Source organism: Nocardia cyriacigeorgica NBRC 100375 (assembly GCF_000308555.1).
In the GTDB taxonomy this organism is placed as follows: domain Bacteria; phylum Actinomycetota; class Actinomycetes; order Mycobacteriales; family Mycobacteriaceae; genus Nocardia; species Nocardia cyriacigeorgica.
The window spans coordinates 1-14,392 of sequence record NZ_BAFY01000253.1 but is presented as its reverse complement, the minus strand read 5'-3'; the positions used below and the strand labels follow the sequence as shown (position 1 = coordinate 14,392).

Annotated in this window: 13 protein-coding genes and 2 pseudogenes; 7 read left to right on the top strand and 8 right to left on the bottom strand. The window is 67.2% G+C overall.

Annotated elements, in window-relative coordinates; all coding sequences use genetic code 11:
* Positions 1-1,125, top strand: a 1,125-nt coding sequence (locus RJ05_RS25425) for a glycosyltransferase family 87 protein (protein WP_036541575.1), incomplete at its 5' end; no start/stop codon positions are given.
* Between the two features lie 182 nt (positions 1,126-1,307).
* On the opposite strand, the gene RJ05_RS25420 is transcribed toward RJ05_RS25425, so the two are convergent.
* The gene (locus RJ05_RS25420) at positions 1,308-1,868 is read right to left on the bottom strand and encodes a DinB family protein (RefSeq protein WP_036541572.1); all 561 of its coding nucleotides are present in this window, start codon (positions 1,866-1,868) and stop codon (positions 1,308-1,310) included.
* Positions 1,869-1,958: 90 nt separating this feature from the next.
* Between RJ05_RS25420 and RJ05_RS25415 the strand changes: the two genes are divergently transcribed.
* Positions 1,959-2,972 (top strand): helix-turn-helix transcriptional regulator, encoded by a 1,014-nt coding sequence (locus RJ05_RS25415; RefSeq protein ID WP_036541570.1) that lies wholly within the window; start codon positions 1,959-1,961, stop codon positions 2,970-2,972.
* A gap of 33 nt (positions 2,973-3,005) precedes the next feature.
* Here RJ05_RS25415 and RJ05_RS25410 read toward each other — a convergent pair whose 3' ends face one another.
* The 3 genes from RJ05_RS25410 to RJ05_RS25400 form a co-directional block, all read right to left on the bottom strand.
* Positions 3,006-3,377 (bottom strand): hypothetical protein, encoded by a 372-nt coding sequence (locus RJ05_RS25410; protein ID WP_036541568.1) that lies wholly within the window; start codon positions 3,375-3,377, stop codon positions 3,006-3,008.
* Positions 3,374-3,832 (bottom strand): hypothetical protein, encoded by a 459-nt coding sequence (locus RJ05_RS25405; protein WP_036541566.1) that lies wholly within the window; start codon positions 3,830-3,832, stop codon positions 3,374-3,376. Before RJ05_RS25405 ends, RJ05_RS25410 begins: the two co-directional genes overlap by 4 nt.
* A gap of 101 nt (positions 3,833-3,933) precedes the next feature.
* Positions 3,934-4,290: a MerR family transcriptional regulator gene (locus RJ05_RS25400; RefSeq protein ID WP_036541564.1), complete on the bottom strand. Its 357-nt coding sequence runs from the start codon at positions 4,288-4,290 to the stop codon at positions 3,934-3,936.
* Positions 4,291-4,351: 61 nt separating this feature from the next.
* Between RJ05_RS25400 and RJ05_RS25395 the strand changes: the two genes are divergently transcribed.
* On the top strand, positions 4,352-5,455 hold the full coding sequence (locus RJ05_RS25395) for an alkene reductase (protein WP_036541561.1): 1,104 nt from the start codon (positions 4,352-4,354) through the stop codon (positions 5,453-5,455).
* An 85-nt stretch (positions 5,456-5,540) separates the two neighbouring features.
* Here RJ05_RS25395 and RJ05_RS25390 read toward each other — a convergent pair.
* From RJ05_RS25390 to RJ05_RS25380, 3 genes and pseudogenes are all read right to left on the bottom strand, one after another.
* Positions 5,541-6,302, bottom strand: a pseudogene (locus tag RJ05_RS25390) (AIM24 family protein).
* Positions 6,303-6,304: 2 nt separating this feature from the next.
* Entirely contained in the window at positions 6,305-7,000 is a 696-nt protein-coding gene (locus RJ05_RS25385; protein ID WP_036541559.1) for an AIM24 family protein, read from the bottom strand.
* A gap of 5 nt (positions 7,001-7,005) precedes the next feature.
* Positions 7,006-7,629 (bottom strand): AIM24 family protein, encoded by a 624-nt coding sequence (locus tag RJ05_RS25380; protein WP_036541556.1) that lies wholly within the window; start codon positions 7,627-7,629, stop codon positions 7,006-7,008.
* 202 nt (positions 7,630-7,831) lie between these two features.
* Between RJ05_RS25380 and RJ05_RS25375 the strand changes: the two genes are divergently transcribed.
* Positions 7,832-9,178 (top strand): TerD family protein, encoded by a 1,347-nt coding sequence (locus tag RJ05_RS25375; RefSeq protein ID WP_036541554.1) that lies wholly within the window; start codon positions 7,832-7,834, stop codon positions 9,176-9,178.
* 21 nt (positions 9,179-9,199) lie between these two features.
* Positions 9,200-10,759 (top strand): TerD family protein, encoded by a 1,560-nt coding sequence (locus tag RJ05_RS25370; protein WP_036541577.1) that lies wholly within the window; start codon positions 9,200-9,202, stop codon positions 10,757-10,759.
* Positions 10,760-10,812: 53 nt separating this feature from the next.
* Here RJ05_RS25370 and RJ05_RS30260 read toward each other — a convergent pair whose 3' ends face one another.
* The gene (locus RJ05_RS30260) at positions 10,813-11,580 is read right to left on the bottom strand and encodes an ESX secretion-associated protein EspG (protein ID WP_081597530.1); all 768 of its coding nucleotides are present in this window, start codon (positions 11,578-11,580) and stop codon (positions 10,813-10,815) included.
* Between the two features lie 2,088 nt (positions 11,581-13,668).
* Here RJ05_RS30260 and RJ05_RS25355 point away from each other — a divergent pair.
* Both RJ05_RS25355 and RJ05_RS31145 read left to right on the top strand, forming a co-directional pair.
* The gene (locus tag RJ05_RS25355; RefSeq protein WP_036541548.1) at positions 13,669-13,980 is read left to right on the top strand and encodes a type VII secretion target; all 312 of its coding nucleotides are present in this window, start codon (positions 13,669-13,671) and stop codon (positions 13,978-13,980) included.
* A pseudogene (locus RJ05_RS31145) lies at positions 13,980-14,392 on the top strand (hypothetical protein); the annotation flags it as partial. The gene RJ05_RS25355 and the pseudogene RJ05_RS31145, both read left to right, overlap by 1 nt.

Sequence of the window (14,392 nt, the reverse complement as noted above, 5' to 3'; positions counted from 1 at the left end):
GGTCTCGCGCTGGCTTGGCTGGTCACCGTCTGGGCGACGGCGCTGCTGGCGGGCCGGCGGATCTGGGACGCCGCGCTCGTGGCGTGCTCACCGCTGGTCATCGTGCACGGTTTCACCAATTTCGACGCCCTGGCAACGGCTTTCGCCGCCACCGGCCTGCTGGCCTGGGCGCGCAAGAAACCGGTGCTCGCGGGCGTGCTGCTCGGCTTGGGCGGCGCGGCGAAACTGTATCCGCTGCTGCTGCTCGGCCCGATCCTGGTGCTGTGCCTGCGCGCCGACCCGATGCACCGCACGCCGAGCGCGCACATCAAGATCCGGTTGAACGAGATCGACGGCCTGCCCGCGGCGCGGGCGTGGATCCGCGAGATTCCGCATCGGGTCCGGATTCTGGGCACCCGCCCGCTCGGTGCGGCCGGACTCACCGCCGGCGCTGCGGCGGGGACCTGGGTGATCGTGAATCTGCCGATCGCGGTGCTGTATCCGACCGGTTGGCGGGAGTTCTTCCGGCTCAACACGACCCGGCACGCGGACCCGGATTCGATCTACAACGTCATCACCTCGTTCACCGGCTGGCCCGGTTTCGACGGTGTGCTCGAGCACGGTCAACAGCCGACCATCCTCAACCTGGTCTCGCTGACGCTGTTCGTCATCGCCTGCCTGCTCATCGCCTACATCGGCCTTACCGCTCCGCGCAGGCCGCGCCTGGCCCAGCTGTGCTTCCTGGTGATCGCGGCCTTCCTGCTGACGAACAAGGTGTGGAGCCCCCAGTATTCGCTATGGCTGGTGCCGCTGGCGGTGCTGGCGCTACCGCATCGGCGGATCCTGCTGGCCTGGATGACGATCGACGCGCTGGTCTGGGTGCCGCGCATGTTCTACTACCTCGGCATCGACCGTAAAGGCCTGCCGGAGCAGTGGTTCACCGGCACCGTGCTGCTGCGCGATATCGCGGTGATCATCGTGTGCGCGCTGATCGTGCGCCAGATCTACCGTCCCGACGAAGATCTGGTGCGCCGCGATTTCGTCGACGATCCGGTCGGCGGGCCGCTCGACCACGCCACCGATCCCCTGCTGCCGTGGTTGCCGGAACGGTTGCGGCCGAGGGAAGGGCGGGTGCTCACGCGCTGAGCGGGCCGCACGGGCAGGTTCGCGGCCGACCGGTCGTCGACGCCTCGACCGGCACCGACCGCTCGCCGACCGCATGGCACGCACCGCCACCTGGACAGTTCCGGGGCGTCCTCGGCGGCCGCGCTCGGCGTCGATGCGCGGCGGGTGCGGGCGCCCTACCTCCAGACCGGCACCGCCCCCGTCTACGCGGTCTGCCCGTCGAGCGACTCGCGCAAAATGTCGGCGTGCCCGGCGTGCTGGGCGGTTTCGGCGATGAGGTGAGCCACCACTCGCCGAACGCTGTACACCGCGCCCTGCTCGAACCACGGCGCATCGGGCACCGGATGCGCCGCGGACAGATCGGGGATCGTGGCCAGCACTTCTTCGGTGCGCACGGCGACCCGCTCGTAGCGCGCGAGGATATCGGCCAGGGTGTCGCCGGGCTGCATCTGGAACTCTTGTTCGTGGTCGATCATCCACTGCGGGAATTCGCGTGCGGTGCCGCCCATGATGTCAGCCCAGGTGACGCCGTCGGGCAGGTCGTGCTGCATGGCCGAGGGCCCTTCGACGGCGAAGCGCATCCAGGTCTCCTCCATGGAGGCGACATGCTTGATCAGCCCGCCGAGGCACAGCGCGCTCACGGTCGGATGCTCGCCGGCCTGGGCGTCGGTGAGGCCCCGGACGGAATTGGTGAGCGTGGTGCGTGCGGCGGCGAGGGCTTCGAGTAGTTCGGTGCGTTCGGCGTCGAGGGTGGAGGCGGTCATAGCGTTCCTTTCGGCGTGATGCTCGGTCGGGATCAACCATGACAGGGGAAGCGGACAGGATGTGTCCGCTATTGCGGCCAGAATGGAAACATGCCGACGACTTCCGCGCGACTGCTCGCCCTGCTCTCGCTCCTCCAGGTGCGCCGGGACTGGCCGGGCGCGCTGCTGGCCGAGCGGCTCGAGGTCAGTGCGCGCACGGTGCGCCGCGACATCGATCGGCTGCGCGAACTGGGCTATCCGATCGCCTCGATCAAGGGGCCCGATGGCGGATACCGGCTGGAGGCGGGCACGGATTTGCCGCCGCTGCTGTTCGACGACGAACAGGCGGTCGCACTCGCGGTCGGGCTGGTACTGGCCGAGACATCCGGCGTCGGCATCGAGGACGCGGCGGCCCGGGCGCTGAACACCATCCGGCAGGTCATGCCGGCGCGGCTGCGTCATCGAATCGACACCCTGCGCATCGCCGCCGTCGACACCTGGGCGAGCGGCCGGACCGTCCGGGTGGACCCCGATGTGCTGATCGCGCTCGGCGCCGCCATCCACGCGCGGGAAGAACTGCGATTCGACTACCGCGCCGAAAAGGACGCGGCCACAGCGCCTTCCGACGACCCGCTGCCGCCGCGCCGGGTACAGCCGCACCACCTCGTCACCTGGGCCCGGCGCTGGTACCTCATCGCCTGGGACCTCGACCGCGACGACTGGCGCATCTTCCGCGCCGACCGAATCACCCCGCGCACCCCGACCGGGCCGCGCTTCACCCCGCGCACCGTCCCCGGCGGATCGGTCTCGGCGTTCGTCGCCGCCAGGTTCCGCGGGGCCGATTCCGGCCGATGGCCGTGCCGAGGCGAAGTGATCCTGCATCGGCCCGCCACCGAGGTGGCGCGCTATGCCTATGACGCGACGGTCGAAGCGCTCGGCCCCGACCGCTGCAAGCTCACTCTCGGAGCCTGGTCCTGGATGGCACTGGCCGCCTCCGTCGGCCGATTCGACGCGGATGTCGAGGTCATCGGCCCACCCGAACTCGCCGCTGCCTTCACCCGGCTGTCCCGGCGTTATGCGGCGGCCGGGTCGAGTATGGCGGGGTCGATGCGGTCCGGGCTTTGAACACGATGACGCCAACGCACTGAGGGCGCGCCGTCAACGGCTCCGGCGACCGCCGCCCTTATCGGTGACACCGGGATGGCCGACCGCAGCCTTGGTTATCCACAGCGTGCGCGTCTCGTCGTCGATCAGGTACCAGATCCGCCCGCCGGCCGTCACCTCGTACTGCCACTGCTCCAACTCGCGGTCGCCGAGCTTCACCGATCGGAGACTTGCCTTCAGCCGGTGTTGCCGATGCGGGTTGGCGACACTGCGAGGATCGCCGGTGATGTCCACCCAGGCCCGGTCGAGGGCGTCCAACGCACTTCGCTGCAATTCGGTCCAACCCCGCGCTGCCTGCGAACTGTGCAGCAAGACGCGCCAAGGCTTCGATCGCGGTGCCTCGTCACCGCGTTTCAGTTTGCTCATCCGGTGTGTCCGGGTCGGTGTATCTCCACGAACTCGGCCGGGTCGAGCGGGCGGGTAAGATCAGCAACCACGGAAGGATCTGTCCAGATCTCGGCGGTGTGCTTCCAGGCAATGAGCTCCCGCATGAACGGCAGGTAGAAGCCGGTGTCGGCCCCAGCGAGCAGGTTGTCGAGAAGCTCTCGAACGGCCTCGGCCCGATGCTCGGCGGGTAGCCACGTCAGCCACGGTAGCTCTTCGGCGAACACCTCCTCGGCCATCTCCCGGTTGGCTTTGGCAACCATGGACAGCGATCTGGCCGCGATCCGAAGGGCGCCGTCCATCGCCGTGTACCGATCGTTGCGCATCAGCACCACGTTCTCGGCATCGCGCCGCTCGAGCAGCACGTCGGCATCTTCGAGCAGCGGGAATACCGACGTCTGCTTACGCACGAGGTCGCTGAACGGCAGACTCTTCATACCGCCAGTGTAGCAAGTGCTGAATTAGTTCAGCACTTACGCCAGGGGCGTCCGCTCGCCGCATCGACGCTGGGCGGCCGAGGACGACGAGGCGCCTAGCGCTACCCCTGCGCGGCTTGGATCACTTCGTCCAATACTTCCCGGGTGCGGTGCAGATCCCTGATGCACGCGTCGATCCGGTCGCGTTCGGCCACAAGGGTTTCGGCGAGGAACGGGGTGGCCGTAGCGTTGGGTGTGCCGTCGGCGTCGTGGATGCAGGGCAGGAGTTCGGCCATGGTGCGGCTGTGCAGGCCGGCGGCGAACATTTCCTGGATCCGGATGACGCGGTCGACGGCGGACTCGGCGTAGTCGCGCTGGCCGCCGGGGGTGCGGGTGGACGCGAGCAGGCCCTGCGTCTCGTAGTAGCGCAGCGAACGGACGCTGACGCCGGTCCGTTCGGCCAGTTCACCGATGCGCATCGGCACACCTCCGCAATCCGGGCTTGACCCTGACATTGATGTCAGGTTCTACCGTACGCTCATGCTGCTACTCACCGAGTCCCGAGACCGGAATCTGACGCTGCCGAACCGAGTGGTGATGTCGCCGATGACGCGCCTGCGATCGCTGCCCGACGGCTCGCCCACCAGCGACGTCATCGACTATTACACCCAGCGCGCGACTGCCGGCTTGATCATCACCGAGGGTATCTGGCCGCATTCCAGCGGTCAGAGCGAGGCCTGGGTGCCCGGCCTCCAGACCCCCGCTCATGTCGCCGCGTGGCGGAGGGTCACCGATTCCGTGCACGAAGCAGGTGGGCGGATCTTCGCTCAGCTCATGCACGGTGGGCGCAAGGGGCATCCGCTCGCCCGCATCGACGGAACACTTCCGGCGGGCCCGTCGGCGGTGCGCGACGAGGACCATGTACATCTGCTGGACGGTTCCAAGGCCGGGCCGATCATGCCCGCCGCGATGACCGGAGCCGAGATCGCCGCCGCCATCGACCATTTCGCCGCTGCGGCCGCCAACGCGATCGACGCCGGGTTCGACGGCGTCGAGATCCACGCCGCCAACAGCTATCTGGTGCACCAATTCCTGGCCGACAACACCAACCTCCGCGACGACGAATACGGCGGTTCGATCCGCAACCGGATGCGTTTCGCGCTCGAGGTGACCGACGCCGTCATCGCGGCGGTGGGCGCGCACCGCACCGCGATCAGGATCTCGCCGGGCAATCCGCAGTTCGGCATGGTCGAGGCCGATCCCGCTCCGCTCTACCGGCCACTGGTCGCCGAACTGGACCGGCGCGGTCTGGCGTATCTGCACCTCATCGACAACGACGACTATCCGGCGCTGTCGGATCTACGTCCGCTCTGGCACGGCACCCTCATCGCCAATGTCGGGGAGAACCGGGAGCAGACCACCGCGGCCGCAGCCGAACGCGCGCTCGAAGAGACCGGCGCCGACTTGGTCTCTTTCGGCCGCGCCTTCATCTCCAACCCCGACCTGGTCGAACGCATCGCGCGCGACCTGCCGCTGAGTCCGATCCGCGATTCGCACCTCTACGGCCGGACCGCCGAGGGCTACTCGGACTATCCGAGCTGGGACGCGTCGGTGGACGCGGCCGTAGTGCGCGAGGTCGCCTAGGAGCATGAACCCGGCCTGGCCACAGCGCCGTGGTACCAGGTCCGCACCACCGGCCGCCCGGCGACGACCGCCGCTTGAGCGGAGTTCAGTACTGCTGCTGCCCAGCCAACTGCTGCGCCACCACGCCCTGGATTCGCTGCAACCCGGGCACGGTCATCCCGCTCTGCAGTTACCCTTCGATCGTGCGGACCAGCGCGGAATCGCTGATCACCTTCTCGCTCGACTGGATCAGCACCGTTCCGGCACCGGTGAAGTCGAATTGGCGTTCCTCGCCGGAGTTGACGCCGAAGCGGGCGGCGCCCGCGGCGAGGAAGCTCGAGATCCAGCGATGGTCGTAGTGGTGCGAGGGGGACGGGCAATCGGCCCAGCCGACAAGGGATTCCGGGTCGACCCGCAGCGGCGGTTCGGCGAACATGACCGGCCCGTTGGAGGAGGCCAGGAACTTGCCGGTGCCGATGAGGGTGAGGAATCCGGGCACGATGGACTGGTTGAGCGCCAGGCCGGGTTCGAAGGCGAGCAGGTTGGCGGCGCGGATGGTGAGGTTGCCGTCGTCGAGATCGTAGGAGTTGATGTCGTAGCCGCGGTCGCCGATGATCAGCTTGCCGTGTCCTTCGGCCACCACGTAATCGCTGGTGAACAGCGGTGCCGAGAACTGCTGCGACACCATGTGCATCATCGAGCCCTGCAGGCCGTGGGTGAGCAGCTGGAACTGGATCTGCCCGTAGTAGGCGATCATCGCGCCCTTGCGCATGAACCACGGCTTGTTCAAGTCGATGCAGTAGGCGTAGCTGTTGCCCGGGATGTTGTCGCTCTCACCGAGATTCATCGGGTTCAGGATCTGGCTCATGGTCACAGCTTTTCTTCCGAGGCTTGTACGTACACGACACCCTGTCCGGTGCACTGCAATTGCATCGCCTCACCGGATCCGCGGCCGACCGCGTCGCGCCAGCTCATGGCCGTTTTGAGTTCGGTCTGCACAGTGCCGTAGGCGCCGACGAAGGCCTGCGGATCCACCACGATCGGATTCGGCCCGCCCACCGGCAGTTCCAGGAATCCGCCGTGGGCGAGCAGCACCGCAGCACCCTGACCGGACAGCTGTGTCGTGAACATGCCCTGGCCGGTCATCGCGCCGGAGGCGGCCCCGCGCAGCGCGCCCATCAGGCCACCGCCGCCGCCCCCACCGGAGCTCATCACCGACACCACCGAACTCTGCAGTCCGGCCGTATGGGCAAGCAGCCGTGAGGCTTCCACCCGCAATGCGGCGCTGGGCTGCATCTGGACGATGTGGATTTCGAGCCCGGCGAAACCGTAGTGCACCTCGCCGTTGCCCTGGGCGAGCATGGTGCGTTCGTGTTCACCCTGCATCATCCGGCCCGCCATGCGCATGATCCCGCCGCCACCTCCCATGCCTTGGCCGCCGGGAATCTGGTGCGGGGCGAAGGAGACGTCGCCGGTGTAGAACAGCATCGCGCCCTGGCGAGCCACCACACCGCCCGCCATGCCGACGTTGACCTTGACGACCTTGCCGTTGACCTTCTCGAACATCGTGCCTACCGTTCCGCCGGCTGAATCGACACCACGCCCTGGCCGTCCCAGCGCAGCGAGAACGCCTCGCCCGCATCCTGTCCGACGACGGTGCGCCAGGAGACATCGGTGACGAAAGACTGATTGAGGTTGCCGCGCGCGGCGACGAACGCGTCCGGATCCACCACCAGCGGGAACTGGGGCGTCACCTCGAGATGGATGAGCGGCCCGCCCGCCGACAGCAGCGCCACCTGCCCCTGGCCCGACACCGTGGTGGTGAACAGGCCCTGCCCGGCGGACGCGCCGTGCAGCCCGGCGAAACGCACGTCGGTGCGCAAGTTGCCGCAGAAGGCGAGCAGCTGCTGCGATTCCACTTGCAGCGTCTCGTTGTTCAGGTTCACCACCGAGACGTTCTGGCCGTTGACGGCGAAGAACACCCGGCCGTGGCCGCCGCATTCCATCAGTGAGAGCTTCTCGCCGGTCGCGCGCCGTTTCAGGCCCGCGAGCACGCCGTCGCCGCCGCCGAATCCGGCCGACTTGAACTGGACGTTGCCTTCATAGGCGATCATCGACCCGGAGATCGCGCGCAGACTCGTGCCCGCGAGATGAGCCTCGATCACCTTCTTCGACTGTTCGAACAGTTGCGCCATAAGGGGAGTTGTGCCTGTCGTGTGGGGTCGGGAACACGGGCAGATCCCCCCATGCTCCATATGCGTCGCCGTCACCCTAATCGACAATGGCGACCGAGGCCGATCTCAGTCCGCGCGCAAGTGCTGCGAACGCATCCGAGCCGTGGTATCCACCTTTCTCGTAGAGTGGCTTCCGTACGCACCGACAAGCGAAGGGTCGAACTTGTCCGCAACACTCGCCAAGGGTCAGAACGGCCCGCTGTCCGGCAACGACGTGGTGATCTCCATTCAGCTGACGGCGCAGGCGGATCTGTCCGCGCTCCTGGTCACCGAGCAGGGCAAGGTGCGCTCCGACGCCGACTTCGTGTTCTTCAATCAGCCCAGCGGGCCCGGGGTGAACCTGGTGCCCGGCCCGGCGGGGCAACCGGCGTCGCTCGCGGTGTCGCTGAACGCGGTGCCCGCCGATATCGACCAGATCCGCGCCGTCATCACCCTCGATGACGCCACCAGCAATTTCGGCCGCTATCCGGCGCCGACGGCGATCGTGTCCGACCCGTCCGGCACCCCGCTCTACGAATACCGCATCGAAGGTCTCGACACCGAGTCGATCGTCATCGCGCTCGAGCTGTACCGCCGCCAGGGTGCGTGGAAGGTGCGTGCGGTCGGGCAGGGATACGCCGGTGGGTTCGCGGCCCTGGTCACCGACCACGGCGTGACGGTCGATGATTCGCCGCCCCCGCCCGCCGCCGCGCCGCAGCCCGCCCCGGCTCCGCCGCCACCCGCGCAGCCCGCGTACCCGACCCAGCCGCCGCCGGCCGCGCCCCCGCAGGGCGGTTACCCGGCGCCCCCGCCGCCCACCGCGCCCTACCCGCCGCAGGGTGGCGGTTATCCGCCGCCGCCGGGTCCCGGCGCCGGTTACCCGCCGCCAGGTGCTCCGGTGCCGCCGCCGCCCGCGCAGCCGCAGGGTGAGATCTCGTTGAGCAAGGACCGTCCGGTCAGCTTGCAGAAGGGCCAGCGGGTCACCCTGCGCAAGGAGGGCGGCACGGCGCTCACCTTCGTCAAGATGGGTCTCGGCTGGGACCCGGTGCGCAGCCGCGGCATGTTCGGCAACCGCACCGTCGATATCGACCTCGACGCCTCGGTGGTCATGTTCGCCGACCACCAGCCCGCCGACGTCGCCTACTACGGCCAGCTCAGCTCCAAGGACGGCTCGGTGCGCCACCAGGGCGACAACCTCACCGGCGAGGGCGAGGGCGACGACGAGATGATCCTGGTGGATCTGACCCGCATCCCCGCCCACATCAGCACGCTGTTCTTCATCGTCACCTCCTACAAGGGCCACACCTTCGAGCAGGTGCAGAACGCCTTCTGCCGGTTGATCGACGGCGGCAACAATGCCGAACTGGCCCGCTACACCCTCGCGGGCGGCATGCCGTTCACCGCGATGGCGATGGCGAAGGTCTATCGGGTCGGCGCGGATTGGAAGATGCAGGCGCTCGGCGAAGGATTCCAGGCCAAACATCCCGGGGAGGCAGTACCGCAGCTCGGCCGTTTCCTCGCGACCGGCTGAGTGACGACGGGGGAAGTGGACGTGCGGCAACTGACGGCAGGGCAGAACGTTCCCCTGACCGCCCAGTCGGTGCGGTTCGGCGTGCACGCCGATGCGGCACTGGACATTTCGGCGCTGGTGGTGAACGACGATCTGCGGGTGCGCGACGCCGCCGACGTCGTCACCGGCGATCGGACGACGACGGCGGGAGTGCGCCTCGGCGAGGACGGCGTGACCGTCACCCTCGCCGAGGTCAGGGACGACGCGCAGGCGGTCCTGCTGGTGGTGAGCACAGCGGGGCAGTCGGCGGAACTGGGCAAGGTCGTCGCGGAACTGGCCGAAAATGGTTCCGTCACGGTTGAATTCGCGATCGCACCGGCCGCGGGTGAGCGCGCGCTGATCTGCCTTGAGGTGTATCGGCGCCAAGGTGCGTGGAAGGTGCGCGCCCTCGGTCAGGGTTACGCCGGAGGTCTGGCCGAACTGTTGCAGGCGCACGGTGCGGCCGGGATGGCACCTGTCCCTGCGGCTTCCGCCCCGCAGTCGGATCCCTACGCGATGACCGCGCCCACGCAGGCCGCCGCGCCCGCGCAGGGCGGTGGCCCGCTCGAGGTGGGACACGGCCTGGAACGGCTGTGGATGATCTTCGAAGACGCGGCGCGCTCGGCGGCCGCCCTGATCTCCGCCCGCGACTACGCGGCGAAACGTCTCGATCAGGAACTGTCCGAAGCGGTTTCGGACCCGGCCACCAGGAACACCCCCGCCGCCGACGCCGCCCGCACCGCCGCCCAGCGCCGTCACGACGAACTCAACGCCACCGCCGAGGCCAACCACCGCCGCGACAGCGAACAACTGGTGCGTGAACTCGCCGAGGCCGATCAGGCGATGCCGCCCTCGCTGGCGTCCTGGGAATCACCGGCCTGGGACCGTGCCCCCGCACCCGCCGACGGCATCCGTCTCGGCGAGCTGTATGCCATCGACCGTGGGCCGCTGCGCATTCCGTACTGTGTGCCGGTCCCGCTGAACCGTCCGCTGTGGATCGACACCGAATCCTCGGCGGCGGTCGCGCCGATCGTCGGCGCGCTGCTGGCCCGGCTCGTCGCGGCGGCGCCGCAGCGCACCACCGTCGTCGACATCATCGACCTGACCAGTGCGTTCACCGGACTCACCGGCCTGCTCGCACCGGTGCTCGGCGGTCCGCCGATCACTCACCACACCGATATCTCGGCTCGGCTGAAGGCCCTCGCCGACGCCGCCGAGCTGGCCGAAATGGCCTACAACAGCGGCGCCGGCACCCCGCCCACCGAACATCGGGTGCTGATCGCGGCCGACTTCCCGCACGGCTATCAGGCCACCGACGTGCAGCGGCTCGGCTCACTGCTCATGCGCGGTGATCTGATCGGGCTGTCCACGGTGATCATCGGCAGCAACGAATCCGATTCCACGGACCCCCTGATCGCGACCCTGTCGCAGGCCTGCCGTCACCTGCCGACGATCCCCGGCACCCCGCTGTTCGATCCCTGGACCGGCAGCGCCTGGGAACTCGACCTGGACCTGCTACCGCAGGAACCCGAGCGGCAGGCGCGCATTCTGCGCGCTCGCTGAGGGTAGACCCGGCTGCACGACGTGCCGGGTCCCCCCCCAGAGCCCTGGACGATCTACTCAATTCGCGAATCTAGTTCCGCATACCGTGAAATCTCGTTCGCGACGACCGCTGCTGTCGCCGGCAAAACAACAGTGTCGTGGTCATCGACGTCGATGAGATAGCGACCCTTTGCCGCATGGTCGTCACGAATATCGATCCAGTACAGGTACTTCCGGGGAGCCGGGTTGCGATCGTGGAGGTAGCGCTCGATACAAACAGTGCCTTCCGCACGTCGCGGTGCCCGCAATAGCGCCCGGATCCTGCTATCCACCGGCGCACGACCGTCTCGATCATCACTCCATGACGCGGCGCCCTCGTGACCACGGACACGCGGCGTATAGCCGATCATTCGGTCCCGTGCTCCGGGATCAGCCGGCGGCATTGTCGCGGCGACTTGTCGTGCCAGATTAGCTCGCTGCGTCACCACAAGCTTGAGATCACCACCGAATTCAGGCATAGGTCCAGGCTGCTGGAACAGCACTACGCCGAGTTCGCCCACCGCCGCGGCGACTGCGCGGGCTCGTTTCGCCGATAACCGTGACCTTCCGGTACTGATGATTCGTAGGTCGGGATTAACGAGGACCCGCAGTGGACCGCTGAGATCCGGATCACCATTATGCGGGTAGCGCGTCCTGATATCCGCTCGTAGACGCACGTACTCGTCCATCGTGGATGGTGATTCGATGATGCTGATCGGGTAGGGGTACTCGTCAGCGCCGGTCTCCGCCCACACCCAGGCAAACTCGTCAGGCGTGAAGCTCCAAGATCTTCGCGTGTTCATCGATCCGCGGTTCCGCCAGTCTGCGTGGGCGGGTAATCGTCCATAACGGGACCTTGGAGCGTAAAGCTGACGGTTTTGGGCTTCTCCTCGGCTGTCTGGTCGGACTCCTCGACTGCGCGTTCTGTTGTATTCGCCGACGGCTCAGGCCCGTTCGCCATGGCCGATTGGTCACCATCGACGATGTCATCCCGCGGTGCGCTGCGTGCTGAAATGTCCTCACCGGTGTTTGCAGCGGACGGTTCAGGGACTGGCCAGGCGGTTCGGGCACCTCCAGCAGGAACAGATGGGACGGGCTGCGATGAACGTGCAGGTGTGACGACAGGGTGCTGTTGTCCGTCAGCCGGTCGGTCGAAGTCCTCGTGGAAATATGGCGCCCTGGTCGGCGGAGGAGAGCTCTCGACCGCACGCGTGCTCCGGTCCTCGAGAGGTTCGGAGTCGGACGCAACCGTCGCGTTGATGCCGCCACCATCGATCACACCGGGCGGCACCGGCGGAAGTTCCGTGAACTCGTCCTGCTGCCTGATCAGATAGTCAGGTATCGAACGGGTGTTTTCGTTGTCCTCCCCGCGCCGCGCGCCGGCTCCCGGCGCCATCGGCCCCATCGCGCCACGGCCAGGGGCTGCGCCGCGAGGGCTCGATCCCGCACCAGTTCCCGCACCTGGCACCGTTCCACCGGGCCCGCCTGGCTGCGACACTCCGGGCCTGCCGGGCGTGGGTGGCGTGCCAGTGACCCCACGACCGCCTGGGCTGCCCGGACCGCCGCTGGCCGAACCCCGGTTGGCATTGGTGCTGCCATATGGCCGATTGTCGCGCCCTGAACTCGCCGACGAGCCCGAACGACCACTCACCGGTCCGCCACCGGCCGAGGCAGACATTGTCGACTGATTCGCATTGCCTGGATTGGCTCCAGGACCCGCCGCGCCGGCAGTGGCAGAGGGCTGTTTTTCGGCCGTCGGCACACTGGCTGATGCAGCCTGGGTGACCGCCGCATCGGTGGACCCGGGACCGGTCGGACTCGGTTGCTCCTTATCCGTATCAGGACGAACCGCCGATCCGGGGTCGCCCCCCGGCACTATCGGTCCCGTTGTAACGCCCGCGCTTTGGTCGCCAGTGGCAGGTGGCGCGACGAACACGGGAACACCGTCCCCTGCGGGCGGGAATACCGGAAGATAGATATTCTTGACCGCGGCTACAGCCTGGTTCCGCGCCGCAATCTCTGCTTCACTATCGGCCCGATCCTTTTCTCCGCTGGTTATCCCGGGTAAGACGGACTCGTCTGGGTTGTCGGGGTCCGCCGACGTCGCAACCGGCGGCGGTGGGACGGACGCAGCCAACGCGCTAGCCGCGTAATACATCGCGTCGAGCCTGAACCCGACGGATTGAGCGACTTCGCCGACATCACCGCCGGCCTGAGCGAACCGTCGGACCGCTTCGTGCGCAGCGTCGGCACCAACGCCTTCCCAGCGCCCTTGCAGCGCTCGTTGGACGTGGATCTGATTCCATTGAAAGGCACTGACTACCGTCGTCGAGATACGCGCCCACGCCGACACCAGGTTCCACATCGCCTCCCGGTCGATCTGTTGCACAGCGTCCCAGATCTGCTGGTGGGTCATGGTTTCCGGTGGTGGCTCCGGCGCCGTGACATATGACGGATCGGTCCCGGCGTGCTCGATGCGCTCGTCAACCACGTGGGCGTTCTGCTGCGACGTCGAAGCCTTCTGTTGCGCTACGGCGATAGCGTCGGCGACTAGCGGATCGAGCACCGTTGGGACGGGCTTGACCTCCTCGCCCTCAGACATCGTAAGTCACCGGGCATACGGTGCCGGCCCGCGCAGTAGTCGCGATCGATGTCGATCGTCGCCGACAGGTCGACGGGCTCACCTTGGACAACGGCATGAAACCGGTCATCGAACTCCCCCCTTGCGAGTCTCCAGACGAACACTAGCATGCGCAGATACGGCCTGGTCGGGGCGAGTAGCCATACGATCTGGACCCAGGAAACGGCGACGTGTTGGCTTGCATCGTTCCGTTGTCTAAAGTTTCCTACGCAGTCGTGCCGCGATGGCGATGACAGGTCGGAGGGGATCCATGGCGCTACTGAAAGCCGATGTCGACAGGCTGAATGCCCTGGCAACAGTGTTGAATGACGTGGGTCAGCAACTGGATGACATCGAAATTCGATCTGCGGTCGCTGACATCAGGTCCGCTCTTCCCGGGTGTCCGATACCGGATGCTTGCGCCACGGCGGGCGAATCCACGGAGTACGCCTGGTTGAAGGTGGCTGACCGTTTCCGAGGTATCGCGCAGACCATCCGCTCCGCCGCAAATGACTTCCAAACCACCGATGATTCGTTTGCTCAGCGGCTGGATGCGATGGCCTTCCACGACAAGGGGCACTGATGCCCACTCGTGCGCAAGTTGAGGGGTGGCGGACATCCGCACTGTCCGATTGGGCCGCGAAGATCGAGGCCGGTGAGCAGAAGTACACCGCGCAGATCGACCGTGCCCGTGATCATTTCAGAAATCTGGACGGTGAGTGGTCAGGCGCCGCCCATGACGCTGCTTACGATCGTGTTTCCGAAGACCACGATGAGGGGCGGAAGCTGGCGTTCGAAATCCGAGAGTTCGTCCTTGCCTTGAGGAATGCCGATACACGCCTGGCAGACGAACGACGAATTCTGCTCGGTAAAGTGGCTGACGCGGAAAACGATCATCCACATGGGGCCAACTTCACCATATCCGATGTCTGGGCGATCACAGCCGAGTATCCGGAAACAGCGACCGCCGAAGAACGAGGGGTTATCACCGGCCG

Excerpts from the sequence above, each read along its gene's own strand:
- RJ05_RS25420 (WP_036541572.1), bottom strand. The coding sequence starts at position 1,868 with ATGACCGCCTCCACCCTCGACGCCGAACGCACCGAACTACTCGAAGCC.
- RJ05_RS25415 (WP_036541570.1), top strand. The coding sequence starts at position 1,959 with ATGCCGACGACTTCCGCGCGACTGCTCGCCCTGCTCTCGCTCCTCCAG.
- RJ05_RS25410 (WP_036541568.1), bottom strand. The coding sequence starts at position 3,377 with ATGAGCAAACTGAAACGCGGTGACGAGGCACCGCGATCGAAGCCTTGG.
- RJ05_RS25405 (WP_036541566.1), bottom strand. The coding sequence starts at position 3,832 with ATGAAGAGTCTGCCGTTCAGCGACCTCGTGCGTAAGCAGACGTCGGTA.
- RJ05_RS25400 (WP_036541564.1), bottom strand. The coding sequence starts at position 4,290 with ATGCGCATCGGTGAACTGGCCGAACGGACCGGCGTCAGCGTCCGTTCG.
- RJ05_RS25395 (WP_036541561.1), top strand. The coding sequence starts at position 4,352 with ATGCTGCTACTCACCGAGTCCCGAGACCGGAATCTGACGCTGCCGAAC.
- RJ05_RS25385 (WP_036541559.1), bottom strand. The coding sequence starts at position 7,000 with ATGTTCGAGAAGGTCAACGGCAAGGTCGTCAAGGTCAACGTCGGCATG.
- RJ05_RS25380 (WP_036541556.1), bottom strand. The coding sequence starts at position 7,629 with ATGGCGCAACTGTTCGAACAGTCGAAGAAGGTGATCGAGGCTCATCTC.
- RJ05_RS30260 (WP_081597530.1), bottom strand. The coding sequence starts at position 11,580 with ATGAACACGCGAAGATCTTGGAGCTTCACGCCTGACGAGTTTGCCTGG.
- RJ05_RS25355 (WP_036541548.1), top strand. The coding sequence starts at position 13,669 with ATGGCGCTACTGAAAGCCGATGTCGACAGGCTGAATGCCCTGGCAACA.